The organism is Mesorhizobium sp. WSM4817 (assembly GCF_055811135.1).
In genome coordinates this window covers 1-25,254 of record NZ_JBVVQQ010000033.1, presented here as the reverse complement: position 1 = coordinate 25,254, position 25,254 = coordinate 1, and the positions used below count along the sequence as shown (strand labels likewise).

Annotated in this window: 19 protein-coding genes and 1 pseudogene; 8 read left to right on the top strand and 12 right to left on the bottom strand. The window is 62.7% G+C overall.

The genetic code is table 11. The annotated features are described in order from the left end of the window. The first annotated feature begins 87 nt into the window (after positions 1 to 87). Positions 88 to 3,762 (top strand): PAS domain S-box protein, encoded by a 3,675-nt coding sequence (locus AC0L2K_RS30575; RefSeq protein ID WP_473533163.1) that lies wholly within the window; start codon positions 88 to 90, stop codon positions 3,760 to 3,762. 382 nt (positions 3,763 to 4,144) lie between these two features. Here AC0L2K_RS30575 and AC0L2K_RS30570 read toward each other — a convergent pair whose 3' ends face one another. Then, complete coding sequence (locus tag AC0L2K_RS30570) at positions 4,145 to 6,127, bottom strand: acetoacetate--CoA ligase (protein ID WP_473533162.1); 1,983 nt, start codon at positions 6,125 to 6,127, stop codon at positions 4,145 to 4,147. A gap of 279 nt (positions 6,128 to 6,406) precedes the next feature. Here AC0L2K_RS30570 and AC0L2K_RS30565 point away from each other — a divergent pair, with 279 nt between their 5' ends. Then, positions 6,407 to 8,257, top strand: coding sequence for an AsmA family protein (locus tag AC0L2K_RS30565; protein ID WP_473533161.1), 1,851 nt, complete (start codon positions 6,407 to 6,409; stop codon positions 8,255 to 8,257). A 67-nt stretch (positions 8,258 to 8,324) separates the two neighbouring features. Here the strand turns inward: AC0L2K_RS30565 and AC0L2K_RS30560 are convergent, their stop codons facing one another. From AC0L2K_RS30560 to AC0L2K_RS30535, 6 genes are all read right to left on the bottom strand, one after another. Beyond that, complete coding sequence (locus AC0L2K_RS30560; RefSeq protein WP_473533160.1) at positions 8,325 to 9,143, bottom strand: ABC transporter permease; 819 nt, start codon at positions 9,141 to 9,143, stop codon at positions 8,325 to 8,327. 4 nt (positions 9,144 to 9,147) lie between these two features. Beyond that, entirely contained in the window at positions 9,148 to 10,122 is a 975-nt protein-coding gene (locus tag AC0L2K_RS30555) for an ABC transporter permease subunit (protein ID WP_473533159.1), read from the bottom strand. 9 nt (positions 10,123 to 10,131) lie between these two features. Continuing rightward, complete coding sequence (locus AC0L2K_RS30550) at positions 10,132 to 11,271, bottom strand: ABC transporter ATP-binding protein (protein ID WP_473533158.1); 1,140 nt, start codon at positions 11,269 to 11,271, stop codon at positions 10,132 to 10,134. 74 nt (positions 11,272 to 11,345) lie between these two features. Then, positions 11,346 to 12,443: a polyamine ABC transporter substrate-binding protein gene (locus AC0L2K_RS30545; RefSeq protein WP_473533157.1), complete on the bottom strand. Its 1,098-nt coding sequence runs from the start codon at positions 12,441 to 12,443 to the stop codon at positions 11,346 to 11,348. A gap of 358 nt (positions 12,444 to 12,801) precedes the next feature. Then, the gene (locus AC0L2K_RS30540; protein WP_287307789.1) at positions 12,802 to 13,752 is read right to left on the bottom strand and encodes a DMT family transporter; all 951 of its coding nucleotides are present in this window, start codon (positions 13,750 to 13,752) and stop codon (positions 12,802 to 12,804) included. 148 nt (positions 13,753 to 13,900) lie between these two features. Then, positions 13,901 to 15,349, bottom strand: a complete 1,449-nt coding sequence (locus tag AC0L2K_RS30535) for a helix-turn-helix domain-containing protein (protein WP_473533156.1) — start codon at positions 15,347 to 15,349, stop codon at positions 13,901 to 13,903. A 245-nt stretch (positions 15,350 to 15,594) separates the two neighbouring features. Between AC0L2K_RS30535 and aceA the strand changes: the two genes are divergently transcribed. The 4 genes from aceA (at position 15,595) to AC0L2K_RS30515 (ending at position 18,522) form a co-directional block, all read left to right on the top strand. Next, positions 15,595 to 16,884: an isocitrate lyase gene (gene aceA / locus AC0L2K_RS30530; RefSeq protein WP_287246535.1), complete on the top strand. Its 1,290-nt coding sequence runs from the start codon at positions 15,595 to 15,597 to the stop codon at positions 16,882 to 16,884. Between the two features lie 64 nt (positions 16,885 to 16,948). Continuing rightward, positions 16,949 to 17,191, top strand: a complete 243-nt coding sequence (locus AC0L2K_RS30525) for an SMc00767 family acetate metabolism repressor (RefSeq protein WP_027156310.1) — start codon at positions 16,949 to 16,951, stop codon at positions 17,189 to 17,191. 278 nt (positions 17,192 to 17,469) lie between these two features. Beyond that, positions 17,470 to 17,883 (top strand): response regulator, encoded by a 414-nt coding sequence (locus tag AC0L2K_RS30520; protein ID WP_473533172.1) that lies wholly within the window; start codon positions 17,470 to 17,472, stop codon positions 17,881 to 17,883. A gap of 195 nt (positions 17,884 to 18,078) precedes the next feature. Continuing rightward, on the top strand, positions 18,079 to 18,522 hold the full coding sequence (locus AC0L2K_RS30515; protein WP_287223349.1) for a Fur family transcriptional regulator: 444 nt from the start codon (positions 18,079 to 18,081) through the stop codon (positions 18,520 to 18,522). A 137-nt stretch (positions 18,523 to 18,659) separates the two neighbouring features. Here AC0L2K_RS30515 and AC0L2K_RS30510 read toward each other — a convergent pair whose 3' ends face one another. The 5 genes from AC0L2K_RS30510 to AC0L2K_RS30490 all read right to left on the bottom strand — a co-directional run bounded on the left by AC0L2K_RS30510 (position 18,660) and on the right by AC0L2K_RS30490 (position 23,172). After that, positions 18,660 to 19,505, bottom strand: coding sequence for a metal ABC transporter permease (locus tag AC0L2K_RS30510; RefSeq protein WP_287307793.1), 846 nt, complete (start codon positions 19,503 to 19,505; stop codon positions 18,660 to 18,662). Continuing rightward, positions 19,502 to 20,359: an iron/manganese ABC transporter permease subunit SitC gene (gene sitC, locus AC0L2K_RS30505; protein WP_473533155.1), complete on the bottom strand. Its 858-nt coding sequence runs from the start codon at positions 20,357 to 20,359 to the stop codon at positions 19,502 to 19,504. Before sitC ends, AC0L2K_RS30510 begins: the two co-directional genes overlap by 4 nt. Then, entirely contained in the window at positions 20,356 to 21,261 is a 906-nt protein-coding gene (locus tag AC0L2K_RS30500; protein WP_473533154.1) for a manganese/iron ABC transporter ATP-binding protein, read from the bottom strand. The genes sitC and AC0L2K_RS30500 overlap by 4 nt, the downstream gene beginning before the upstream one ends. Next, the gene (locus AC0L2K_RS30495) at positions 21,258 to 22,139 is read right to left on the bottom strand and encodes a metal ABC transporter substrate-binding protein (RefSeq protein WP_473533171.1); all 882 of its coding nucleotides are present in this window, start codon (positions 22,137 to 22,139) and stop codon (positions 21,258 to 21,260) included. Before AC0L2K_RS30495 ends, AC0L2K_RS30500 begins: the two co-directional genes overlap by 4 nt. A gap of 319 nt (positions 22,140 to 22,458) precedes the next feature. Beyond that, positions 22,459 to 23,172: an HAD family hydrolase gene (locus AC0L2K_RS30490; protein ID WP_287238015.1), complete on the bottom strand. Its 714-nt coding sequence runs from the start codon at positions 23,170 to 23,172 to the stop codon at positions 22,459 to 22,461. A 148-nt stretch (positions 23,173 to 23,320) separates the two neighbouring features. Between AC0L2K_RS30490 and AC0L2K_RS30485 the strand changes: the two genes are divergently transcribed. Continuing rightward, positions 23,321 to 24,757 (top strand): glutamine synthetase family protein, encoded by a 1,437-nt coding sequence (locus tag AC0L2K_RS30485; protein ID WP_287377877.1) that lies wholly within the window; start codon positions 23,321 to 23,323, stop codon positions 24,755 to 24,757. A 53-nt stretch (positions 24,758 to 24,810) separates the two neighbouring features. Beyond that, positions 24,811 to 25,175, top strand: a pseudogene (locus AC0L2K_RS30480) (four helix bundle protein). The last annotated feature ends 79 nt before the right edge of the window (positions 25,176 to 25,254 follow it).

The following is a 25,254-nucleotide window of genomic DNA, read 5'->3' as shown; positions in this document are numbered from 1 at the left end:
CTATGGCTTGTGGACCTTCGCACCGTCGGCTTTTATTAACAAAGCGTTAACTGCAAACCGCCCGCTTCGTAAGGGTTCCCAAAGCGCATGCCGTCTGAAAACTACTCCTTCCTCGGCGTCGCCGTGCTCGACGCGGTCCGCCAGCGCTTTGCCGCCGGCGACGCGATCGCCCTTTTGTCGGCAGACCTCGAACAGGTGATCTGGGCCAACGGACCAGGGGCAGCGGTGTTCGGCTACCCCGACATCGAGGCGATCATCGGCGCCTCGGCCGGCTTGCCGCCGATCGCCAGGCGCCAGATCATGGCGACAAGCGGTTTTCCACAGATCGGCCGCGACCGCGCCATCACGGTGCGGCTGGCAACCGGGCTGACCAGCCGCGCGGTTGGCTTTCTGGCCAGCGCGGTGACAATGCCTGACGGCGAAAACGCCATCATGCTGGCGGTGCCGGCGACGCAGACCGGCTCGCGCAGCGCCGCCGAGCTTGCCGCTCGGGCCATCGGCGGCTTTACCGAAGACGGTCATTTCATCGCCTTCGTCGATGCCAACGGCAACATAGAGGCCGCTTCCGATGGTTTTTCGGCACTCGGCATCCTGCCCGAAACGCTGACAGCGCTTGTCGCCGATGTTGCGAACGAGAGCGGTCGCGTCGTCAAACGCCTCGTTCCTGGCGGCACCGCTTCCTACCCGGCCGGCCTCGCCCGGCTGACTGACGAGCGGCACCTGCTGGTGGTGATCGACGAGAACCAGCTGGACTCCGAAGCAGCCCCTGCTGGCGTGCTCAGCGCAGGGGCGGCGGCCGATGCCGCAGTCCCGCCAAAAGCACAACAGGACAACCCGCCGGCAACAGTCGCGAAAACGGCTGCGGCAGTGCAGACAGTTGCGGCAGCCGACGAAGACACTTCGCTGTCGGCGGAGCATGATGTTCCCGATTCCAGTGGGCCCGATTCCACTGGGCTCGATTCGACCGGATCTCATTCAACTGCGCCTGATTCAACCGAGCAGGGTCCGGAAGCGGCCGGCGGGATACCTCCACAGCATGACCATTGGTATTTCAGCGCCAGCGAGGAGGAGGCGCAAAAGCCGGGACCGGATGCATCCGGTCCTGTCGAGGCGGATGCTTCGGCGGAAAGCTTCGCACAAAATGCCGTCAGGGCCGCCTCCCCGGTCAAAAATGCCATCCCCTCGATCGACCGCGCGGCGGCGCCCCTGCGTTTCGTCTGGCGCACCGACGCCGAGGGCAGATTCAGTGCGCTGTCGCCGGAATTCGCGGAACTCGTCGGCAAGCCTGCCGCCGATGTGATCGGCCGGCGCTTCAGGGACGTCGCGGCCACCTTCGACCTCGATGCGAGCGGCGACATCGCCGGCCTGCTCGACCGACGCGATACCTGGTCCGGCCGCTCGGTGCTGTGGCCGGTCGCCGGCACCGATTTCAAGATACCCGTCGACCTGGCGGCGCTGCCCGTCTACGGCCGCAGCCGTGCCTTCGAAGGCTTTCGCGGTTTCGGCGTTGCTCGCACCGGCGATGCGGTGGTCGATCCGGAAGCGATCGGCATGGCGCTTGTCGCCAATGCCGACGTCCCCGTGGCCGTCGAGCCGGAACTCGCCAAAACGCCTGACGAAACCGACCCGTTCCAAGGCGAGGTGCCGGCGCTGACCATCGTGCCGAAGCCGGAGCGGCGCTTAGCCGACAAGGTGATCCGGTTGGCGGAGCACAGGCAGCCGGCCAACGACAAAGGCCTGTCGACGCTGGAACGCAGTGCATTCCGTGAGATCGGCGAGCGGCTCAAGAAGGACAATCCCCCGACCGAACAGCCCGCTGCCGCAATTGCGGCAGAGCCGGCTGCGGCGGAACCGACCGAAACCGATGTCGAAGACGAGAAGGATGTCGCAAGGCTCGACGGTGAGGAGCCGCAAACAACCGTGTCCGACCTCTCAGGCTCGCTGCTCGACTATGCCGACCGGGACCATGTCGCCGACGATGGCGACGGTGCGCCGGTCTCCGAGCCGGGCAAACCGGCGCAGGAGATCGCTGAGCCCACCGACGCCGCCAGTCGATCGATCGCCGAAGACGCCGACAGCATGACGGCCGCCGATTTCCGCGATGCAGAAGACAGCGAGGACTGGGCGCGGCCTGATGACGGCGAAACCGGTTCGCCAACCGATGGCATCGGCGATGCCGGCGACGTCGAGCCGGCGACGGTCGAGCGGCCGCGCCTGCCGGTGCCGCCGCTCAAGCTCGAAGGGTTCGTGCCGTCGGCTTTTTCGACCGCGGACGACAACAAGGCTCCGGACATTTCGATCCTCGGCAAGCTGCCGGTGCCGCTGCTGATCCATTCCGGCGACGATCTTCACTATGCGAACGAGGAATTCCTCAGCCTGACCGGCTATGACACGCTCGACCAGTTGGAGGATGCCGGTGGCCTCGACGCGCTGTTTGCCGATCCTTACGACGGCAGCGCCTCCGATGGAACCGACCACGCGCTGCGGTTGAAGACGCGTGACAGTCAGGAGTTCCCGATCGAGGCCATTTTGAGCTCGGTGCCATGGCGTGGCGGCAAGGCGCTGATGCTGGTCGTGCGCCGTTCCGGCGACGACGAGGCAGCAGGTGCCGCCGACGACCAGACGCAGCCGGACACTTCGGAGCTCAAGGCGCGCATTGCCGAGATGCGCACCATCATCGACACCGCGACCGACGGCGTCGTGCTGATCGGCCGAGACGGAACGATCCGCTCGATCAGCCGACCGGCGGAGGCGCTGTTCGGTTTCGACAGCGACGAGGTGACCGGAAAAGCCTTCGTCTCGCTGTTCGCGATCGAAAGCCAGCGCGCCGCGCGAGACTATCTCGACGGATTGTCCGAGCCCGGCGTGGCGAGCGTGCTCAACGACGGCCGCGAGGTGATCGGACGCGAGGCGCAGGGGCGCTTCATTCCGCTGTTCATGACCATCGGCAGGCTGCCCAACGACAGCGGTTTCTGCGCGGTGGTGCGCGACATCACCCAGTGGAAGCGGGCCGAAGAGGATCTGACCCAGGCGCGCGCCGTGGCCGAGCGCGCTTCCTCGCAGAAGACCGACTTCCTCGCCCGCATCAGCCACGAAATCCGCACGCCGCTCAACGCCATCATCGGCTTCTCCGAACTGATGGTCGACGAGAAATTCGGACCGGTCGCCAATGACCGCTACCGCGACTATCTGCGCGACATCAACCGGTCGGGCAACCATGTGCTCGACCTGGTCAACGATCTGCTCGATATTTCGAAAATCGAGGCCGGCCAGCAGGAGATGGCCTATGAGGCAGTGTCGCTCAACGACACGCTGGCCGAGACGGTGGCGATGATGCAGCCGCAAGCCAACCGCGAACGTGTCATCATCCGCTCCAGCTTCGCCTCCCGGCTGCCGGAAGTGGTGGCCGATCTGCGCAGCGTGCGCCAGATCGCGCTGAACATCCTGTCGAATGCCATCCGCTACACGCAGGCCGGCGGCCAGGTGATTGTATCGACAGCCTACGAGAACTCCGGCGACGTCGTGATGCGCGTGCGCGACACCGGTATCGGCATGAGCCAGTCCGAGATCGAGCAGGCGCTCAAGCCGTTCAAGCAACTCAACGCGCTTAAGCGCGGGCGCGGCGACGGCACCGGTCTCGGGCTGCCGCTGACCAAGGCCATGGTCGAGGCGAACCGGGCCCGGTTCACCATCAACTCGACGCCCGGCGAGGGCACTCTGGTCGAAGTCGCTTTCCCGTCGACCCGCGTGCTGGCGGATTAGGGCAGCGGACTTTCGGCCCGTCCGTGTCGCCGCTCTATCTCTTTGTTTGAGCACCGGATTTCCCAAAACCGGTGTCCACTTTTGGCTCATGCTCGGCACACAAAAAGAAAGGCGTCCAACAGGACGCCTTGAATGATCGATTGCTGTACATCGGGGGCTTGAGCGAATTCAGATCCTCTGGGGATTTAGAGGAACGGGATTTCTCCCTCAAGTTACGCACGACTATCGATGTCGGCCCTTAACAAAACCTTACCGGCACCGCGAATAATTTACCAATGTGTACCACTCATGAAATCTAGGTAAATTCGAGCGAGATATTTCGTTAACCGTGCTCGGCTCCGTTTGAACGCCTGACGGTTCTCATGTCCTGGACCTCGAGAAACTAATCGGCCAGCTGCGGCAGGTCGCGGAACAGCTCGAGCGCTTCGGGATTGGCCAGCGCCTCCTTGTTCTTGACGGCACGGCCATGCACCACGTCGCGCACCGCAAGCTCGGTGATCTTGCCCGATTTGGTGCGTGGAATGTCGGCGACGGCGACGATTTTAGCCGGCACGTGGCGCGGGCTCGCGCCGCTGCGGATTTTCGCCCGGATGCGTTTTTCCAGCTCGGCGTCGAGTTCAACGCCGGCCGCCAGCCGCACGAACAGCACGACGCGCACGTCGTTGTCGAAGTCCTGGCCGATGCACAGCGCTTCCAGGATTTCCGGCATTTGCTCGACCTGATTGTAGATTTCCGCCGTGCCGATCCGCACACCGCCAGGGTTGAGCGTCGCGTCGGAGCGGCCGTGGATGATCAGGCCGCCATGGGCGGTCCATTCGGCGAAGTCACCGTGGCACCAGACATTGTCGAAGCGCTCGAAATAGGCGGCGTGGTATTTCTTGCCTTCGGGATCGTTCCAGAAGCCGATCGGCATCGCAGGGAACGCTCTCGTACAGACGAGCTCACCCTTTTCCTGCCTGAGCGGCTGGCCGTCGTCGTCCCAGACATCGACGGCGAGGCCGAGGCCAGGTCCCTGGATCTCTCCGATCCACACCGGTTCGATCGGCACGCCGAGCACGAAGCAGGAGACGATGTCGGTGCCGCCGGAGATGGAGGCGAGATGCACGTCTTTCTTGATGCCGTCATAGACGAAGCGGAAATCTTCCGGCGACAGTGGCGAGCCGGTGGAGGAGATCGTGCGCACGCTGGAAAGATCGTGCGTGTTGATCGGCCTGAGGCCGGCCTTGCGCACGGAATCGATGAATTTGGCCGAGGTGCCGAAATAGGTCATCTTCTCGGCGTCGGCGAAGTCGAACAGCACGTTGCCGTCGGGGTAGAAGGGCGACCCGTCATAAAGCAGAAGGGTTGCGCCCGACGCCAGGCCTGAGACCAGCCAGTTCCACATCATCCAGCCGCAGGTGGTGAAATAAAAGAAGCGGTCGCCGTCGAGCAGGCCGGCGTGGAGCCGTTCTTCCTTGACATGCTGGATCAGCGTTCCGCCGGCCGAATGGACAATGCATTTGGGGATGCCGGTCGTTCCGGAAGAAAACAGGATGTAGAGCGGATGCGCGAACGGCAACCGTTCGAAGGTGACCGACTTGGCAGCGAAGGATGAGAGCGCCTCGTCCAGCGCAGTCGCCTTCTCGATGGTCGCCGCCACGTCGGTCGACGTGCCGAGATAGTCGACGATCAGGATCTTGCGGACGGTGACGAGCTTTGCCGCAACGGCGGCGATCTTGTCGGCAACCTCGATCGCCTTGCCATTGTACCAGTAACCGTCGGGCGCGATGAAGACGACAGGCTCGATCTGACCGAACCGGTCCAGAACGCCCTGCTCGCCGAAATCGGGAGAGCAGGACGACCACACGGCCCCGATCGAGGCTGTCGCCAGCATTGCCGCGACCGTCTCCGGCATGTTGGGCATCATGGCAGCGATGCGGTCGCCCTTTTTTACCCCGAGCGACAGGAAAAGCTGCTGCAGCCGCGAGGTCAGCGCATGCAACTCGTTCCAGGAGAGCCGGCGCTCGACCTTGTCCTCGCCGCGAAAGACGATGGCGTCACCGAGCCCGGTTTTTTTCAACAGGTTCTCGGCGAAGTTAAGCTTGGCGTCGGGAAAGAAGGCGGCACCGGGCATCGTCTCGCCGCCAACGAGCACGTGCTCGCCGCCACTGATCCCCCCGCTGGCGCCCTTGTCGCCGACGATCCCGCAAAAGTCCCAGACCAGGCTCCAGAACGCCTCGCGATCGTCGATCGACCAACGATGAAGATCGCCGTAGGAGGGAAAAAACCTGCCGGTTGCGGCCGCCGCGGCCTGCATGAAGGCGGTCATCGGCGCCGCGTCGATCTGGTCTTTGGTCGGTATCCAGAGCGGTGCGTCGCCAGCCATGATCGTTCCTCCTTAAAGCACGTTACGCTTGAAGAGATTCACGCGACGCGCTTTAGACTTTTGTTATTATCATGTCGTTATCCAAAAACGTTGCGCATTTTGGCGACATGCATTGGCATCGCTTATGCATATCGCAGCGCAGCAGAGCAAGATTTTGTTCGGCCGAGCGACGCGGATGTGCGCAAATGCCATCGCTGGGCCATAAAGACTTGAAATGCGTCAGCCGTGGGTTACACCCGTCGGGCGATTTTTTGTCGGAACGGAAGCATACGGGGCGAGATGCCATCACCTTTGATCCGGCGCGGAATATGGGCGATCGGCGTTGCCGTGCTGGTCATCGCGCTGGCCGTTGCCGCCCTGCCGCTCGTCGCCTCGACCCGTATCGTGCGCGACCGCATCGCCTGGGAAATGAGTGCGTGGAGCGGTTTCAGGGTCACCATCGACGGCGCGCCACGGATCGAGGTCTGGCCGAATTTCCGTGCCATCCTGGCCGACGTGACGCTTTCGCAATGGACAGAGACCGACGCGCCGCCGGTGATCGAGGCTGAACGGGTCGAGGTCAATCTCTCCGCCATGGCGGCGTTGCGTGGCAATGTGGTGTTCTCGACGGCGCGGCTGATCCGGCCGACGATCAGGGTTCAACGCGCAGCACATGGATTTTTCCTGCCCGCCCTGCCTTCGGGCGGGCGCATCACCCGGTCCATCGACGTCGCTCGCGCCGTTGTCAGCGCCAATCCAGCCAAGCCGGACCTGGGCAAGCTGCCGACTGATCCGTTCGGCACCGTGGAGTTCAGGAACGGCCGCGTGGTGACATCCGTCGATGGCAAGGACGCTGAGATACTGAGCAGCCTGAGCGGCCAGGCGAACTGGGCCGCAATGAACAGCAATGCGACGCTGTCGGCGACCGGGATCTGGCGCGGCGAAAGCGTCGCCGTGGATGCCGCGTCGTCAAACCCGCTGGTGCTGTTTGGCGGAGGTGCGGCGCCGATGACGCTTTCCTTCAAGGCGGCCCCTGCCAGTTTTTCGTTCGACGGCGTGGCCAGCATGTCCGAGAATGCCTATTTCGACGGCCAGGCAAAATTTGCCGCACCCTCGCTCAGGCGAGCGCTCGAATGGTCGCGGGCCGGCATCGCGCCGGGCGCAGCAATTGGCTCGGTTTCCGTTTCCAGCAAGCTCACGGCGACCTCCGGCCGCATTAAATTCGAAAACACCGAGATCGCCCTGGACGACAATCCGGGAATGGGTGCGCTGGATTTCTCCTTTGGCGAGGCGCGCCCGGTGGTCTCCGGTACGCTCGCCTTCGAGACGCTCGACCTGCGGTCGTTTCTCTCCGCCTTCACGCCCTTGGCGCCCGCGAACGGCGCTGGCCCCGGCGAAATCGACATAAGCGTCGCCGACCGCATCGATCTCGATCTCAGAGTGTCGGCAGCGCAGGCCACCGCAGGCGCCATCCAGCTTGCCGACGTCGCCGCCGCTGCCCAGGTCAAGAACGGTCTTGCCGTCTTCGATATTTCCGATGCATCGGCCTTTGGCGGCAACATCCAGAGCAGCCTTCGTTTTGACCGCAAGCCGGAAGGCACGCAGGTCGAAATCAGGCTGCTCGCCTCCGACATCGACGGCGGCGCTTTTGGCACCGCAGCCGGAATGACGCGGCTGGTGCCGATCGGCACGGGAACCGTTTCGGTCATCCTCAAGGGGCCGGGCAGAACCTGGGATTCCATTTTCGAAAACGCCGACGGCTCGGTTTCGGCGAAATTCGGTCAGGGCGCGTTGAGCCGGTTCAATTTGCCGGCGTTTCTCAAACACAACGAACAGGGCGGGTTCTTCGCGCTCGACGATGTCTCCGACGGAACGCTGCCGATCGACGGGGCCGAACTCAAGGCGAGCATTTCGAACGGTGTGGCGAAGATCGACAAGGCCGAAGCGAATTCGGCGAAGTACAAGATCTGGCTTTCCGGTATCGCCTCCTATGCCGGGCGCGGACTGGCGCTGTCCGGCGGCATCATTCAGGCGGACCAGCCAGCCACGCAGACAAATAGCCAAAGTCCCAACCAGTCTTCGTTCTTCATCGGCGGAACGTGGAGCACGCCGTTCATTTCGCCGATAAGCCGCGGGGTATCCGGCGAGTAGGCAACGAAGCTGCTGCGGTCGTCGTCAGAAGTACTTCCTGCCGGCTTTGCTGGCGCCGCCCCTTTCGTCACCCCCGCTGAGCGGCCTGCTCATCGCGTTGGCGCTGGACCTCGCGCCGCTTGTTGGCGAGCGAAGCGATGATGACGCCAACCGCCACAACCGCGATCAGGATGGTGCAGGCGGCGTTGATCTCCGGCGTCACACCGAGACGAACCTGGCTGTAGATCTTCATCGGCAGCGTGGTGGCGCCAGGCCCTGAGGTGAAGCTGGCGATGACCAGATCGTCGAGCGACAGTGTGAACGCCAGCATCCAGCCGGACACGATCGCCGGCATGATGACCGGCAGCGTGATCTGGAAGAAGGTCTTCACCGGCGGCGCGCCAAGATCCATCGCGGCTTCTTCGAGCGAGCGGTCGAACGTGATCAGGCGCGACTGCACGACGACGGCGACGAAGCACATGGTCAGGGTGATGTGGGCAAGTGTGACGGTGACAAAACCGCGGTCGAGACCGACGGCGACAAAGAGCAGCAGCAGCGACAGGCCGGTAATGACTTCCGGCATGACCAGCGGCGCAAAGACCATGCCGGAAAACAGCGTCCGGCCCTTGAAGCGCGTGTAGCGCGTCAAGGTGAGAGCCGCCAGCGTGCCGAGCACGGTCGCCACGGTGGCCGAGATGACGGCGACACGGGCCGTGACCCAGGTGGCGTCCATGAGACCCTGGTTGTGGAACAGCGAGACGTACCATTTGGTCGAGAAGCCGCCCCAGACGGTGACCAGTTTCGATTCGTTGAAAGAGAAGACGACGAGCAGGACGATCGGCAGGTAAAGAAAGGCAAAGCCGAGCACGATCGAAGCGATGTTGAAGCGGCTCCAGGTCGGGTTCATGGGTCTACCGATCCTGCTCCTGGGCGCGGGCCTGGGCCCTCTGGAAGAGCATGATCGGCACGATCAGCAGCAACAGCAGGATGACGGCGACGGCCGAAGACACCGGCCAGTCACGATTGGCGAAGAACTCGTTCCACAGCGTCTTGCCGATCATCAGCGTCTGTGAGCCGCCGAGCAGGTCGGGAATGACGAATTCGCCGACGGCGGGGATGAACACCAGCAGGCAGCCGGCGATGACGCCGGGTAGCGACAGCGGAAAGGTGATCTTCCAGAAGGCGCTGGTCGGCGGGCAGCCGAGATCCTTGGCTGCCTCGATCAGCGAATAATCCATCTTCTCGAGGGCGGAATAGAGCGGCAGCACCATGAACGGCAGGTAGGAATAGACGATGCCGATGAAGATCGCCGTATAGGTGTTGAGAATGATCAGCGGCTGGCTGATGACGCCGGTGGCGAGCAGTAGCTGGTTGAGCAGCCCCTCGGGCTTGAGGATGCCGATCCAGGCGTAGACCCGGATCAGGAACGAGGTCCAGAACGGCAGGATCACCAGCATCAGCAAAGTCGGGCGCAGCATCGCCGGGGCGCGCGCCATGCCGTAGGCGATCGGGTAGCCGACAAGCAATGTCAGCACCGTCGAGATGGCGGCGACGATGACGCTGGTTACATAGGCGTTGACGTAGAGCGCGTCCTGCGTCAGCCATGTGTAGTTGTCGATGCTGAGTTCATTCAGCTGGGCGAAGAAACCGGCAAGGCCGTCGCCGAAGCCGAGCACCGGCGTGTAGGGCGGTATGGCGATCGCGGTCTGCGACAGCGAGATCTTGAAGACGATGACGAACGGAATGAGGAAGAAGAAGACCAGCCAGAGATACGGAATGAGGATGACAAGACGGCCAACGAAGGCCTCTCCCGTTCTGGCCAGGGCGGATTTGCCGGCAGCGGTGGCTCGAGAGCTTGTTGCAGCGGTGACAGCGGCATTCGACATGGCCGCCCCCTATCGCGTCAGCACGACGCCGGCATCCGGCCGGAACGACACCCAGGCACGGTCGTTCCAGCTCAGCGGATCCTCGGTGATGCGGGCCGCGTTCATCGTGCTCGCTCGCACCACCTGGCCGTCGTCCAGCCTGACGTGATAGACGGTCATGTCGCCGAGATAGGCGATATCATAGACCTCACCCTCGATGGCGTTGACAGCGCCGGCCGGTCTCGTAGACGATATCCTGATCTTCTCCGGCCTGATGGCGAAGGCGACGGCCGCGCCAGTTGCGGCATCGCCGGCATTCTCGGTCCGGATGGTGATGCCGTTGCCGGCATCGATGCTGGCCGCACCCGCCTCGCCGTTCGCAATCTTGCCTTCGAACATGTTGACGTTGCCGACAAAGCCGGCGACGAAACGGGAACCTGGCGCCTCGTAGACTTCCGCCGGCGTTGCGACCTGCATCACCTCGCCCTTGTCGATGATGGCGATGCGGTCGGCCATGGTCATCGCCTCTTCCTGGTCGTGAGTGACGACGACGAAGGTGAGGCCGAGTGACTGCTGCAGATCCATCAGCTCGAACTGCGTTTCCTCGCGCAGCTTCTTGTCCAGCGCGCCCAACGGCTCGTCGAGCAGCAGCACCTTCGGCCGCTTGGCGACCGAGCGGGCAAGCGCGACGCGCTGGCGCTGGCCGCCGGACAATTGGTGCGGCTTGCGCTTGGCGAACTGCTCGAGCTTGACCAGCTTCAGCATCTCTCCAACGCGCGCCGCGATCTCGGGCTTCGGCATGCCGTCCTGCTTGAGGCCGAAGCCAATGTTGTTCTCGACCGTCATATGCGGGAACAGCGCATAGGACTGGAACATCATGTTGACCGGCCGCCGGTATGGCGGGATGCCGCGCAGATCCTGGCCGTCGAGCAGGATGCGGCCGGCGGTCGGCTCCTCGAAACCGGCGAGCATCCGCAGAAGCGTCGACTTTCCGCAGCCGGATGCGCCGAGCAGGGCAAAGAACTCGCGCTCGAATATCGTCAGCGACAAATTGTTGACGGCGGTGAAGTCACCGAACTTCTTGGTGACCTTGTCGAACTGGATGTACGGCTTGGCGTTCGGATCGTTCCATGGCGCGAAATCCCTGCGGATGCTGCCAAGCGATTTCATGTCCCACTCCGTGCTCGCGTTCTATCCCCAGAAGACTTGACCCCGGCAGCACCTGCCGGGGTCGTTGATGTCGCTTACTGCCCGGTGACGATCCTGGTCCAGGTGCGGGTGACGACGCGCTGGGTCTTGGAATCGTAGGGGGTGATGGTGAACAGTTTCGCCAGCGTCGCCTCGTCCGGGTAGATCGCCGGATCCTCGAGGATCTCCTTGTCGATGAACTGCTGCGACGCCTTGTTGCCATTGGCGTAGAAGACGAAATTGCTCGCCTTGGCGATGACTTCCGGCTTCATTATGTAGTTCAGGAATTCATGCGCCTCGGCGACATGCGGCGCGTCGGCCGGGATCGCCATCTGGTCGAACCACATTTCGGCGCCTTCCTTCGGCACGGAATAGGCGATCTCAACCCCCTGGTTTGCTTCCGTCGCACGGTCGCGGGCCTGGAACACGTCGCCCGACCAGCCAACGGCCAGGCAGATGTCGCCATTGGCCAGCGCGTTGATATATTCCGACGAGTGGAACTTGCGGATGTAAGGCCTGATCTTCAGCATCACTTCTTCGGCCTTGGCGAAATCGTCCGGCGACGTGGTCTCAGGATCGATGCCCAGATATTTGAAGGCGTTCGGCAGGATGTCGCTCGGAGAATCGAGGACATAGACGCCGCAATCCTTCAGCTTGGCCAGCTTTTCCGGGTTGAAGAACACGTCCCAGCTGTCGATCTTGTCGGTGCCGAGCGCTTCCTGCACTTTCTTGACGTTATAGCCGAGGCCGACCGTGCCCCACATGTAGTTGATCGAATATTCGTTGCCGGGATCGTACTTGGTCGTGCGCTCCGAGACGACGTCCCACATGTTGGAAATGTTGGGCAGCTTCGACTTGTCGAGCTTCTGGAACACCCCTGCCTGGATCTGGCGTGCGAGGAAATTGGCGGTCGGCACGACAACGTCGTAGCCGCTGCCGCCGGCAAGCAGTTTCGTCTCAAGCAGCTCGTTGGAATCGAAGGTATCGTAGGTGACCTTGATGCCCGTTTCCTTGGTGAAGTCTTCGATGATCGAACTGTCGATGTAATCCGACCAGTTATAGACGTTGACGACGCGGTCCTGGGCATGAGCGCCGAGGGTGAAAAGCGCCAGAAATGCCGAGGTCGCCGAAAGCCAGAATGCTTTGCGGATCATGCGTCTCTCCTTTGATGAGTGTTCCATCGCCAGCACGTCGCGGGGCTGCGCGGCTGGGCGTTTTGCTTCAGATTATTGAGCTTTCCGACAAGCGACAAGCGCGAACCGTCAACACGACAGCGGTTCGATGCGCAACGGCCGAGCCCCCGGTTCCTTTGTCGTGATCCAGGTGGCATTCCGGCGCCGTCAAAGGCTCTCGCCACGGCGCGGGCAGGGATACGACGATGTTGTCCGGTCTCGGTCGGGCCGGAGGGGAGACTTGGCAAGATGAGCCTGTCTTGTTGTTGCCGTATTTGCAGCCTGCCCGCGCGGCTGCGCCATTGTCAATGGCTCATCTCGCTTTGGCGCGTGCGCTGCATCAGTTAGGCGACGGCATGCCGGTGACACCCGGCCGCACCGGCCGCGCCTGACGCTTGAATTCGAGCCCGATATGGACGAGCAGCGCCGTGACCACGACCGTGCCGCCAAGGATGGTGCGTCCCGACGGCACCTCGGAATGGATGAGCCACACCCAGATCGGGCCGAGGATCGGCTCGAAAGTGCCGAGCAGTGCTGCGACAGCAGCCGGAACGAGCCGGGCGCCGGTGGCGAAAAAGGCAAGGCCGAGACCGAGATTGACCACGCCGAATGCAAACAGGAAGCCCATGTCACTGCTGGACACGCCGAATTGCGATGCCTGCGACGCCGCGAATGCGGCGGCAATCATCGTGCCGAGGCAGGTCGCCGGCGTCATGCGCACATGGGCAAAGCGTCGCGTGATGACGGTGGCGATCGAAAACATCACGGCGATGAGCAGCGCCAGGCCGTCGCCGATGGGCGACACCGCGCCATCGAGCGATTCCGATACCATGATGGCAACGCCGGCAATGACGGCGGCAATCGCCACCCAGGTCGCCAACGCCACCCGTTCGCGAAACAGCACCCAGGCAAACAGCGCCGCCAGGAGCGGCACGCCGGCCTGCATCAAAAGGATGTTGGCGACGGTGGTGTAGGCAAGCGCCACGACGAATGAGGTCGATGCGGTGGCGAAGCAGAACGCCACCGCAAGGCCGGACAGGCCCATGCCGCGGAACAACCTCACCGTGCCGTGCCAGCCGTCGCGCCAGACCATGAAGCAGATGAGGAAGGCGGCGGCCCAGACGGAGCGCCAGAACACCACCGTCCAGCTGTCTCCGGCGTCGATGAAACGGGCGATGGCGCCACCGAAACTCCACATCAGCGCCGACAGGAATATCAACAGGAAGCCGACACGCTCGTCACGCGGCGAGACGACAGGCGAAACGGCTAACGGTGATGATGTATCGGTCATGATGGCGACTGTCGGCGGTTTCGAGGCAACACGATGCATAGCGGACGACAGAAACGTGCCACATTCGCGTAGCGTAAAGGCAGCGGCGGAGCGTGGTCCACCGGGCATCGACGGTTGTGGCAAAGACGGCAGCTCGCCTGCCGGAACCTCACTGGAAATCGAACGCGCTTAGTCCGGTCACCATCTCGTCGAGGCCGAGCGGACGCGTCACCGGCGGCTCGGCGCGGGCGAGGCAGCCGATGCGTTCGCACAGCCGGCAGGCCGGGCCAACCGGCGTGGTTGTGCCCTGTCCGGCTTTTCCGGCCGCAGCGGCAGCCGGCCCCGGCAGTGCTGCGCCATAGACGATCTCATCACGAAAGCCGATGTCGCAGCCGAGCAGAAGCGCGGTACGGCGCGGGCGCTCGGCAAACGAGCCTTGCGGCCCCTCAAGTGTGCGGGCGACGCAGAGGAATTCGGCGCCGTCGGGCATTTCCACCGCCTCGACGAAGATCTGGCCGGGCTGGGTAAAGGCGGCATGCACGGGAAGCTTTGGACAGCCGCCGCCGAAGCGGCTCTGCGGAAAACCCTGGCTGCCAGCCTTGCGGAAGCGGTTGCCGGCATTGTCGACCTCGAGCATGAAGAACGGCACGCCCGGCGTGCCCGGCCGCTGCAGCGTGGTCAACCGGTTCGCCGCCTGCTCGAAGGAGACGCCGAAGCGCGAGCGCAGCACGTCGATGTCGTAGCGCGCGCGTGTGGCGGCTGCGTGAAAGGAATGATAGGGCATCATCAGCGCGTGGGCAGCGTAGCGGCCAAGCTCGAAGCGGGCGAGCCGGCGGGCCTCATCCGTGGTCAGCTTCAGCGCCTGGATCTCGCTTGCCACGGCGACCGTCATGCGGATCAGGCAGGCCTCCATCGCCACCTCGCGCAACTGGTCGAACGGCGACAGGCGCTCGGACAGGAACAGACGCTGCGAATGGCGGTCGTAGCGGCGGCGCCAGTTCGGCATGGTGGCGACCGGCAGCACCTTGACGACGATGCCGTATTCGCGCTTCAGCCAAGCCTTCAGCGCATCGAGCAGATCGTCGCCGGGATCGAGCACCGAAATGAATGCCTCGGCCTCCTCTTCCAGCGCGGCAAAATGGTTCGGACGGCGCTCGAAAATCTCGTGCAACTCGTCGATCGGCAAGCGGGCGCCGGACAGTGCCGTCGCTTTGCCCTCACGCGCCAGGAGTTCGTTCAGGTCAGAAAGGCGCTCGGCCTGCTCGCGATAAGCGCGAAACAGTTTTATCACCGCGGCGGAAGCGTTGGGCGCCGCCTCGGCAAGCTCGATCAGCTCCTGGTCGCCAGGCAATTCGCCGACCAGCAGCGGATCGGAAAACACTTCCTTCAAGGCGGTGACCGACCCCCTCGCCTCGCCCTGCAATTCATGCGGGTCGACCTTGTAGACAGATGCCAGCTTGAGGATCAGCTGAACCGTGAGCGGCCGCTGGTTGCGCTCGATGAGATTGAGGTAGGACGGCGAGATGCCAAGCCCTTCGGCCATCGCCGTCTGGGTCAGGCCCTTGGCACTGCGAATGCGGCGGATGCGCGGCCCGGCGAAGATTTTCTGATCGGCCACTCGGCTGTCCTTGACAGAATTTACATGACTCCCGCGCGGCGCTGCCATGCCGGCCTTTTACAATCATGACAGATTTACAGCGCCTGACTGTCAAACGCAACACAGGTTTTCTCTTATTTTCCAGCCAATCCTCTGGTTTTCCTCGCCTGGCGCGCGCCAAAATGTAAATGCTGTCATACCGAAACGGCGCCGAAATCTTCATGAGGCGACGTTTCTATCCCAGCAACGATCTGTCGGAGCGACCAATGACTGATTTTTACAACCTCGTCCCCTCGGCGCCGGAAGGCCGCTTCGACGGCATCGAGCGGCCCTACTCGCCGGACGATGTGAAGCGGCTGCGCGGTTCGGTCCAGATCCGGCAGAGCCTCGCCGAAATGGGCGCCAACCGGCTCTGGAAGCTCATCCACGAAGAGGACTTCGTCAACGCGCTCGGCGCCATGTCGGGCAACCAGGCGATGCAGCAGGTCCGGGCCGGACTGAAGGCGATCTACCTGTCTGGATGGCAGGTCGCGGCCGATGCCAACACCGCATCCGCCATGTATCCGGACCAGTCGCTTTATCCCGCCAATGCAGCGCCCGAACTGGTCAAGCGCATCAACCGCACCCTGCAGCGCGCCGACCAGATCGAGACCTCCGAAGGCAAGGGGCTTTCGGTCGACACCTGGTTCGCGCCTATTGTCGCCGATGCGGAAGCCGGCTTCGGCGGACCGCTCAACGCCTTCGAGATCATGAAGGCCTTCATCGAGGCGGGTGCCGCCGGCGTCCACTACGAGGACCAGCTGGCGTCGGAGAAGAAGTGCGGCCATCTCGGCGGCAAGGTGCTGATCCCGACCGCCGCACACATCCGCAACCTCAACGCCGCGCGGCTTGCCGCCGACGTCATGGGCACGCCGACGCTGGTCATCGCGCGCACCGACGCGGAAGCGGCAAAGCTGCTCACCTCCGACATCGACGAGCGCGACCAGCCCTTCGTCGACTATGGCGCCGGCCGTACGGTGGAGGGCTTCTATCAAGTCAGGAACGGCATCGAGCCCTGCATCGCACGGGCCGTCGCCTACGCGCCCCACGCCGACCTGATCTGGTGCGAAACCTCCAAGCCCGATCTGGCGCAGGCCAAGAAGTTCGCCGAGGGCGTGCAAAGGCAGCATCCAGGCAAGCTTCTCGCCTATAATTGCTCGCCGTCGTTCAACTGGAAGAAGAACCTCGACGATGCCACCATCGCCAGGTTCCAGAAGGAACTCGGCGCCATGGGCTACAAGTTCCAGTTCATCACGCTGGCCGGTTTTCACCAGCTCAATTTCGGCATGTTCGAACTCGCCCGCGGCTACAAGGCGCGTCAGATGGCGGCTTATTCCGAACTGCAGGAGGCTGAATTCGCGGCGGAAGCCCACGGCTACACCGCGACCAAGCACCAGCGCGAAGTCGGCACCGGCTATTTCGACGCCGTGTCGATGGCGATCACCGGTGGCCGGTCTTCGACCACGGCGATGCATGAATCGACCGAGCACGCCCAGTTCAAACCGGCGGCGGAATAGCACGAACGCAACAAAATAGAGGCAACGCCCCAAAAGGGGTAAAAAATACGCAAGGAGAATACCAATGGCATCGATAAGCCGCGTCAAGGAACGAGCCGAAGAACAGGCCACCACCATGACCGTCGACCAGCAGGCGACCATCCGCATGCTGGCCAACGACCTGCACAGGCTCAACCAGTCGGTGATGAAGGCGGTCGAGGCCGGTGTGTCGGTAGAACTCGTGCGCTCGGCACGGCACCATGGCGGCGACGGCAACTGGGGCGACCTGCTGATCCCGGTCATCGTCACGCAGCGGAGCGTCGGCTGACCGAAATCCGACCAAACCCTGCTGGCGGATCCGGCATCACCTGCGCAGTTCTCTGCGCAGGTGATTGCACTTGCACAACCAGTTTGCATGCACGGCCAGAAAAGAACTTGCTTTAAATTTTAACCTTTCTTGCGATGTTCTCGGCGCCGGCCATTTCAGCTTGACATAGGCAGCGATCTCACGGCAATTGTTCACAAAGTACAACCCTGCATTGAAACCAACGAGTGCCCGCCCTGCTCATGCGCCCCTTGAATCCCACTGTGAACCAGTTGAGTTTGATGAGCCGGAATGTGGACCCCGAAATGCTCACCGACTTCACCCGCGTGCTCGTCGTCGGAAATTCGCCGGTCAACCGGGTGGTGGTGTCGAAAATCGTCGAACGGTCCGGGCTCAAACCAATCTCGCAATCGCCCGAAACGGCAGCTACGACGCTGCGCTCGTTGATTCCCGGAGCGATCGTCCTCGATGGCGGAGCCGACAACAAGGACTGCGACGCACTGATGTCGCGTATCGACGCGCTTCGACGCATCTCGGGCAGATCGCGTCCCTCGGTGATCCTGCTCTCGACCAAGAGCGGCACACCGGAGAGCCTCGGCCTGTCGAGCGTCGTCGATGCGGTGGTCGTCAAACCGATCACGACCGAACGGCTGCAGCCGGTGATCGACCATTTGATCGGGCTCGGACGCAGCTAGCCGGCGTCCTATCCGGCTCCTTCCTCGCTTCTTGCGATCGGATCTGAATCTCTTATGTCAGTGTGTGACCGCCTGACAGCGAACCCAGTCCGATGTCCTTTTGCAATTGCGACGCATCTGGGATAGCACCTTCGAACAAATCCGCAGGCATGTTCCGACTTCGCGACATGGCTGTCGATATTGGCGGATCATGACATGTCCTCAGAACAGACCATCGCCGCGCTTTGCAGGGAACTCGGACTGCGCATCACCGGTCCGCGCCGCGTCATCATGCGCGTTCTATCCGAATCCAGCGACCATCCGGATGTGGTGGAACTCCATCGCCGTGTTGTCGCAATCGAGCCGACGATCGCGCTCGCCACTGTCTATCGCACCGTCAGCCTTCTGCGCGAAAAGGGCATTCTGGAGCGGCACACCTTTGGCGATCGGCGCGCCAGATACGAAACCGTCCCCCGCGAGCATCACGATCATCTCATCAACATCGAGACGGGAGATGTCATCGAGTTCCAGTCGGCGGAGATCGAGCGGCTCCAAGAGGAAATCGCTCGACAGCACGGATTCACGATCATCAGCCACAGGCTGGAGATCTACGTGAAGCCGATCCAGAAACCGCGACGCTCTCGCCAAACCAGAGAATGACCGCCGGTCTCCAAAGCGCGTCGCGTCTGAAGGGATTCATGCGACGCGCTTAAGTTCTTGTTTTATGCATGTCGTTATCCCAAAACCGCTGCGCACCCGCGGGTCAGGCCCGAGGGCATGCTTTTGGGCGACATGCATTAGCCCTCCTCGCCAAGCTCCATTCGGCCCGCCTTGAGCGTGGTGACGACGAAGGCAGCGATGAAGGCGGCAGACAGCATGAGAACGATGGTCGGCGCCGGTGCGCTGTCGATGAAGAAGGATAGATAGACGCCTAGAAACGATGCGGCGACCGCGATCGCCACCGACAGGATCAGCATGGCGCTGAACTTCCTTGTCAGCAGGAAGGCGATGGCGCCGGGCGCGATCAGCATGGCGATGGCCATGATGATGCCGACCGCCTTCAGCGCGCCGACGACGGTGAGCGAGATCAGGCAAAGCAGGCCGTAATGGAGCAGGTTGACCCGAAGTCCGACCGCGCGCGCCTGAGCCGGGTCGAAGGCGTGCAGCAGGAAGTCGCGCCATTTGATGCCGATGATGCCGGCCGTGATCGCAGCAATGAGCCCCGTTTCGACGATGTCGCGCAGGCCGATGCCCAGAACGTCGCCGAACAATATGTGGTCGAGATGCACGTCGGACTGAATTTTTACATAGAGCACCAGGCCGAAGCCGAACATGCCGGAGAAGACGATGCCCATGACCGTGTCCTGCTTGATGCGGCTATTGTCCTTGAGGAAGCCGGTGGCGAGAGCGCAGACCATCCCGGCGGCGAAGGCGCCGATCGAATAGGGGAATCCGAGGATGTAAGCGATGACCACGCCGGGAAAGACGGCGTGGCTGATGGCGTCGCCCATCAGCGACCAGCCCTTGAGAACGAGAAAGCAGGAGAGCAGCGCCGTCGGCACGGCGACCAGCACCGAAGCAATCAGCGCATTGACCATGAAGCCGAACTGGAAGGGGGTAAGCAGTGTATCGAGGATGCTCATAGGCTGGCCTCCAAGGCCCTCGCCGAGCGGCGGCGGGCTGCCAGCATTCCATGCTTGGGAGCGAAGAAGAAGGCGGCGAGAAAGATCAGCGTCTGCAGCACGACGATGATGCCGCCGGTGGCGCCGTCGAGGAAATAGCTGACATAGGCGCCGGTGAAACTCGTCGCCGCGCCGATGATGACCGCGATGACCAGCAGGCGCGGAAAGCGGTCCGTCAGAAGATAGGCGGTCGCGCCGGGGGTCACCACCATGCAGATGACCAGGAAGGCGCCGACGGTCTGGAGCGCGGCGACGGTGGAGGCCGATAGCAGCATGAAGAACATGATCTTGAGCGCGCTCGGGTTGAGGCCGATCGAGCGGGCATGGCTCTCGTCGAAGAAGACCACCATCAGATCCTTCCATTTCACCAGCAGGACGGCGAGCGAGACGAAGCCTATGATGGCGAGCTGAAGCGTGTCTTCCGGAGTGATGGCCAGGATGTTGCCGAGCACGATCGTCTGGATATTCACCGAGGTCGGCGACAGCGACACCATGAACAAGCCGAGGCCGAAGAAGGAGGAGAAGATCAGGCCGATGATGGCGTCTTCCTTCAGCTTGGTGCGCTGGTTGAGGAAGAGCATCGCCGCAGCGGCGAGCCCGCCGGAGAAGAAGGCGCCGATCGAGAAGGGAAGGCCCAGCATATAGGCGCCGGCGACGCCCGGCACGATCGAATGCGAGAGCGCGTCACCGATCAGCGACCAGCCTTTCAGCATCAGATAGCAGGACAGGAAGGCGCAGACACCACCGACCAGGGCCGACACCCACATCGCGTTGAGCATGTATTCGTAGCCGAACGGCTCGAGCAGGACACTCATTCGTCCGGTTCCCGCATCTTGTGCTGCATGGCTCCGTTCTCTCCGTAGAAGACCAGTGGCCGCTCGTCGTCGGTGATGACGGCAAGGCGGCGCCTGTCGTCGTCCTCATGCAGCCCGGCTCCGCCCAGCACGAAATGACGCAAGGCGCCGCCGAAAGCCTTTTCCAGGTTCGCCTGCGTGAAGGTCTGGCCTGTCGGGCCGTAGGCAAGGACCGTGTTCCGGAGCAGCACGGCACGGTCGCAGAACTCCGGCACGCTACCCAGATTATGCGTCGAGACCAGCATCACCCGGCCTTCGTCCCGGAGCGCGCGCAGCAGTTCGATGATAGCGTCCTCGGTCCTGACGTCGACGCCAGTGAAGGGCTCGTCGAGCAGGATGACGCGCCCGTCCTGCGCCAGCGCCCGAGCGAGAAAGACGCGCTTCTTCTGCCCGCCCGAAAGCTCGCCGATCTGGCGCTTGCGGAAATCGCTCATGCCGACACGCGCAAGCGCCGATGTAACCGCCTCGCGATCAGCAGCCTTCGGAATGCGCATCATGCCCATATGGCCGTAACGCCCCATCATGACGACGTCCTCGACCAGTACTGGAAAGTCCCAGTCGACCTCCTCGGCCTGCGGCACATAGGCGACGACGTTCTTCCTCAGCGCGGCCGCGGCCGGCCATCCGAGAACAAGAATCTCTCCCTTTGCCAGCCGCACGAAGCCCATGATGGCTTTGAACAGCGTCGACTTGCCCGAGCCGTTGACACCGACAAGTGCCGTGATCGTGCCTGTCGGAATTTCAAAGCTCGCATCGCGCAGCGCCGTGAGGCCGTTGCGGTAGGTGACGGTCGCGCCGCGCACGGCGAGACCGCCTCCCGCATCCTCGGACGCGGCGGCAAGAGGCGGAACGGCTTCGTTCATTGCGACAGCCCTGCGGCGAGGCCTTTCTGAATTGTATCCGATGTCACACGCAGCAGGTCGATATAGGTCGGCACCGGGCCGTCCGCCTCGCTGAGGGAATCGACGTAGAGCACGCCACCGTAATGGACCCCCGTCTCGCGCGCGACCTGCCGGGCCGGCTTGTCCGACACGGTGCTTTCACTGAAGACGGCGACGATCTTGTTGTCCCTGACGGCGTCGATCACCTTGCGAACCTGCTGCGGGGTGCCTTGCTGGTCAGCGTTGATCGGCCACAAATAAAGCTCCTTCAGCGCGAAATCGCGTGCGAGGTAGGAGAAAGCGCCTTCGCTCGACACCAGCCAGCGCCTGTCCTGCGGGATCGAGGCAAGCTTATCGCGGATCGGCGCGACGGCCGCCTCTATCTTTGCCTTGTAGGCTTCCGCATTGGCCTTGTAGGTCTCGGCATGCGCCGGATCGTGCTCGACGAAGGCGTCGCGGATGTTGTCGACGTAGATCAGCGCGTTTGTCGGCGACATCCAGGCATGCGGATTCGGTTTGCCGGTATAGGGTCCCTCGGCGATGCTCATCGGCTGGACGCCCTCGGAGACGATGGCGCCGGGGACGTCGCTGAGGTTCTGGAAGAATTTTTCGAACCAGACTTCGAGGTGGAGCCCGTTCCACAGAATGAGCTTTGCGCCCTGAGCCCGCTGAATGTCGCCCGGCGTCGGCGCGTAATTGTGGATCTCCGCCCCCGGCTTGGTGATCGATTCCACGATCGCTGCGTCGCCCGCCACGTTCTTCGCCATGTCGGCGATGACGGTGAAGGTCGTCACGGCCTTGAATTTTTCCTGCGCTTTCGCTGGGCTTGAAGCCACTGCCGCAGCGAAAACCGCAGCCATCAACCCGACGGCAACCCATCGCCCGTATTTCTCGATCATCAAAATCTCCTGTCGCGATTACTCGCATGCCGCGCGGGCGCTGTGACGCCGCGCTTGTCGCATATTCTGCAATTGCGACTGATTTGCAAGTAGAAAACGATTTTACAGCATCGATTGTTCAAGAGCCGCGCGATGGAGGGGCCGCGCGATGGAGGGGCCGCACGATGGAGGGTCAGCCACAGCGCGGCTCTTTGGCGGAGTGAACAACAAGGATTGCGACGCGCTATGTCGGCATCGATACGCCTGCCGCACACGTCCGGTTCGACGCCGAGACATGCGATCAGCCGGCTTTCCCGATGCTTTCGACCAGCCGGGGCAATTCCGAGAGATCGGCTATCTGGCGGAAGCGAGGCGCGGTGACCGGCGTCTCGACATGTTCCAGCGCCCAGGTCAGCTCATGCGGCACGTGGATGCCCCAACTGCCGGCCTCGATCGCCGGCACCACGTCCGACTTGAGCGAATTGCCGACCATCATGCTTTTTTCGGCGCCATCGCCGTGGCGGCTGAAGATGCTGATATAAGTAGCGGGGCTCTTGTCGCTGACGATCTCGACGGCATCGAACAGGTCACCGAGGCCCGATTGCGCCAGCTTGCGTTCCTGATCGAAAAGGTCGCCCTTGGTGATCAGCACCAGGCGATAGGCATCCGCCAGTTTTTCAACCGTTTCGCGCGCATGAGGCAGCGCCTCGATCGGATGGCCAAGCATCTCGCGGCCCGCGGCGAGAATTTCGGCGATGACCGAGGCCGGCGCGCGGCCCTCGGTAATCTCGATCGCCGTTTCGATCATCGACAGGGTAAACCCCTTGATGCCGAAGCCGTAAACGGCGAGGTTGCGCTTCTCGGCCTCCAGCAATCTTGCCGAGATGTGCTCCTCCTCGGCATGATCGGCGAGCAGCGCGGCAAAGCGCTTTTCGGTGATGCGGAAGAACTGCTCGTTCTGCCAGAGCGTGTCATCGGCATCGAAGCCGATCGTGGTCAATTCATGGTTCCGCATTCGACGTCTTCAAACGAGGTCATTGAACTTGCGTCGAACCTAGCCTGCTTGGGGCGATTTTCAACTGGCGGCGAAGGCAGGGCCGGCTCCCCTTCCCTTCCATCACCGGCCCCGGCTATACTCCCAAATCCGCAACCCAATCTGGTGAATGATGCCGCCTGCAAAAAAGGAAGTCCGTCCGTCGAGCCGCGGAGGACGTATCCGCACGCCTGCCTTCGTGAAAAATCAACGTGGTGTGAAAAACTGGAAGGAAGTCGGCGCTTGGCTGGCGTGGCGCGGCATCGAGGATATCGAATGCATCACGCCCGACCAGGCCGGCGTTGCGCGCGGCAAGATGATGCCGTCGAAGAAATTCACCTCCAACACCTCGCTGGCGCTGCCTTCGGCGGTGTTCATGACGACGATCTCCGGCGGCTACCCCGAGAACGGCAACGGCTTCAACTATCCGGAAGACGACGGCGACCTCAAGCTGATGCCGGACCTTTCGACGCTGACCGTGGTGCCGTGGGAAGAGGACCCGACGGCGGCGGTCATCTGCGACCTCGTCCACCAGGACGGCCGCTCGGTCGAGTTCACGCCGCGCAACGTGCTGAAGCGTGTGCTTGCCGCTTACGACAAGCGCGGGCTGAAGCCGGTGGTGGCGCCCGAGATCGAGTTCTACCTGGTGCGCAAGAATCCCGATCCGGACTACCCGCTGACCCCGCCGGTCGGGCGTTCGGGACGGGCGATCGGCGGTGGCGCCGGCTATTCAATCGCTGGCGTCAACGAGTTCGACGAACTGATCGACGACATCTACCATTTCTCCGAAAGCCAGGGCCTGGAGATCGACACGCTGATCCACGAGGAAGGCGCCGGCCAGCTCGAGATCAATCTGCGCCACGGCGATCCGATCGAACTGGCCGACCAGGTGTTCATGTTCAAGCGCACCATCCGCGAGGCGGCGCTGAAGCATGAGATCTATGCCACCTTCATGGCCAAGCCGATCCAGGGGCAGCCCGGGTCGGCCATGCATATCCACCAATCGATCCTCGACAAGAAGACCGGCAGGAACGTCTTTTCTGCCGAGGACGGCTCGGAAACCGAAGCTTTTTTCCATTTCCTCGGCGGCATGCAGAAACATGTGCCGAACGCGCTGGTGATGTTTGCGCCTTACGTCAATTCCTATCGCCGGCTGACGCAGTCGGCTTCGGCGCCGGTCAACAACAAATGGGGCTACGACAACCGCACGACCGCCTTCCGCGTCCCGCGCTCCGACCCGGCAGCCAGGCGCGTCGAGAACCGCATCCCCTCCTCCGACGCCAATCCCTATCTGGCGATGGCCGCATCGCTCGCCTGCGGGCTGATCGGCATGACCAACAAGATCAAGGCCGAACCGCCGGTTCTCACCACCGCCAACGCGGCCGAGATCGACCTGCCGCGCAGCCTGCTCGAGGCGGTCGACCTGTTCGAAGCCGACGAGGAACTCTGCGCGCTGCTCGGCAAGTCGTTCGCCGCCACCTATGCGGCGATCAAGCGGGCGGAATTCGAGACCTTCATGGAAGTGATCAGCCCGTGGGAGCGGGAGTATCTGTTGTTGAATGTTTAGGGGAGTAGGGCAGTACGGCAGTAGGGCAGTAGGGCAGTAGGGGGCGGCACGTAATGGCGAAAATCGAGTCCTACAGGGATCTGATCGTCTGGCAGCAGGCAATGGACCTGGCAGTATCCATCTATGAAGTGACACGAGCTTGGCCGAAAGACGAGATCTATGGAATGACAGGTCAGGTGCGTCGGGCAGCTACCTCAGTGCCTGCCAACATCGCTGAGGGTTACGGCCGAGAGAGTCGAGCTTCCTATCAGCAATTTCTCAGGATCGCCCAAGGATCACTCAAAGAATTGAAGACGCATCTTATGATTGCGCACCGTGTCGGAATCGCCTCGCACGAGGCGGTCGAATCTTTGATGAATCGCAGCGAGAGCGTAGGGACGCTACGCGCCTTCTGATCCGCAAATTGTCACCTGAATAGCTCCTACTGCCCTACTGCCCTACTGCCCTACTGCCCTACTGCCCTACTGCCCTACTGCCCTACTGCCCTACTGCCCTAC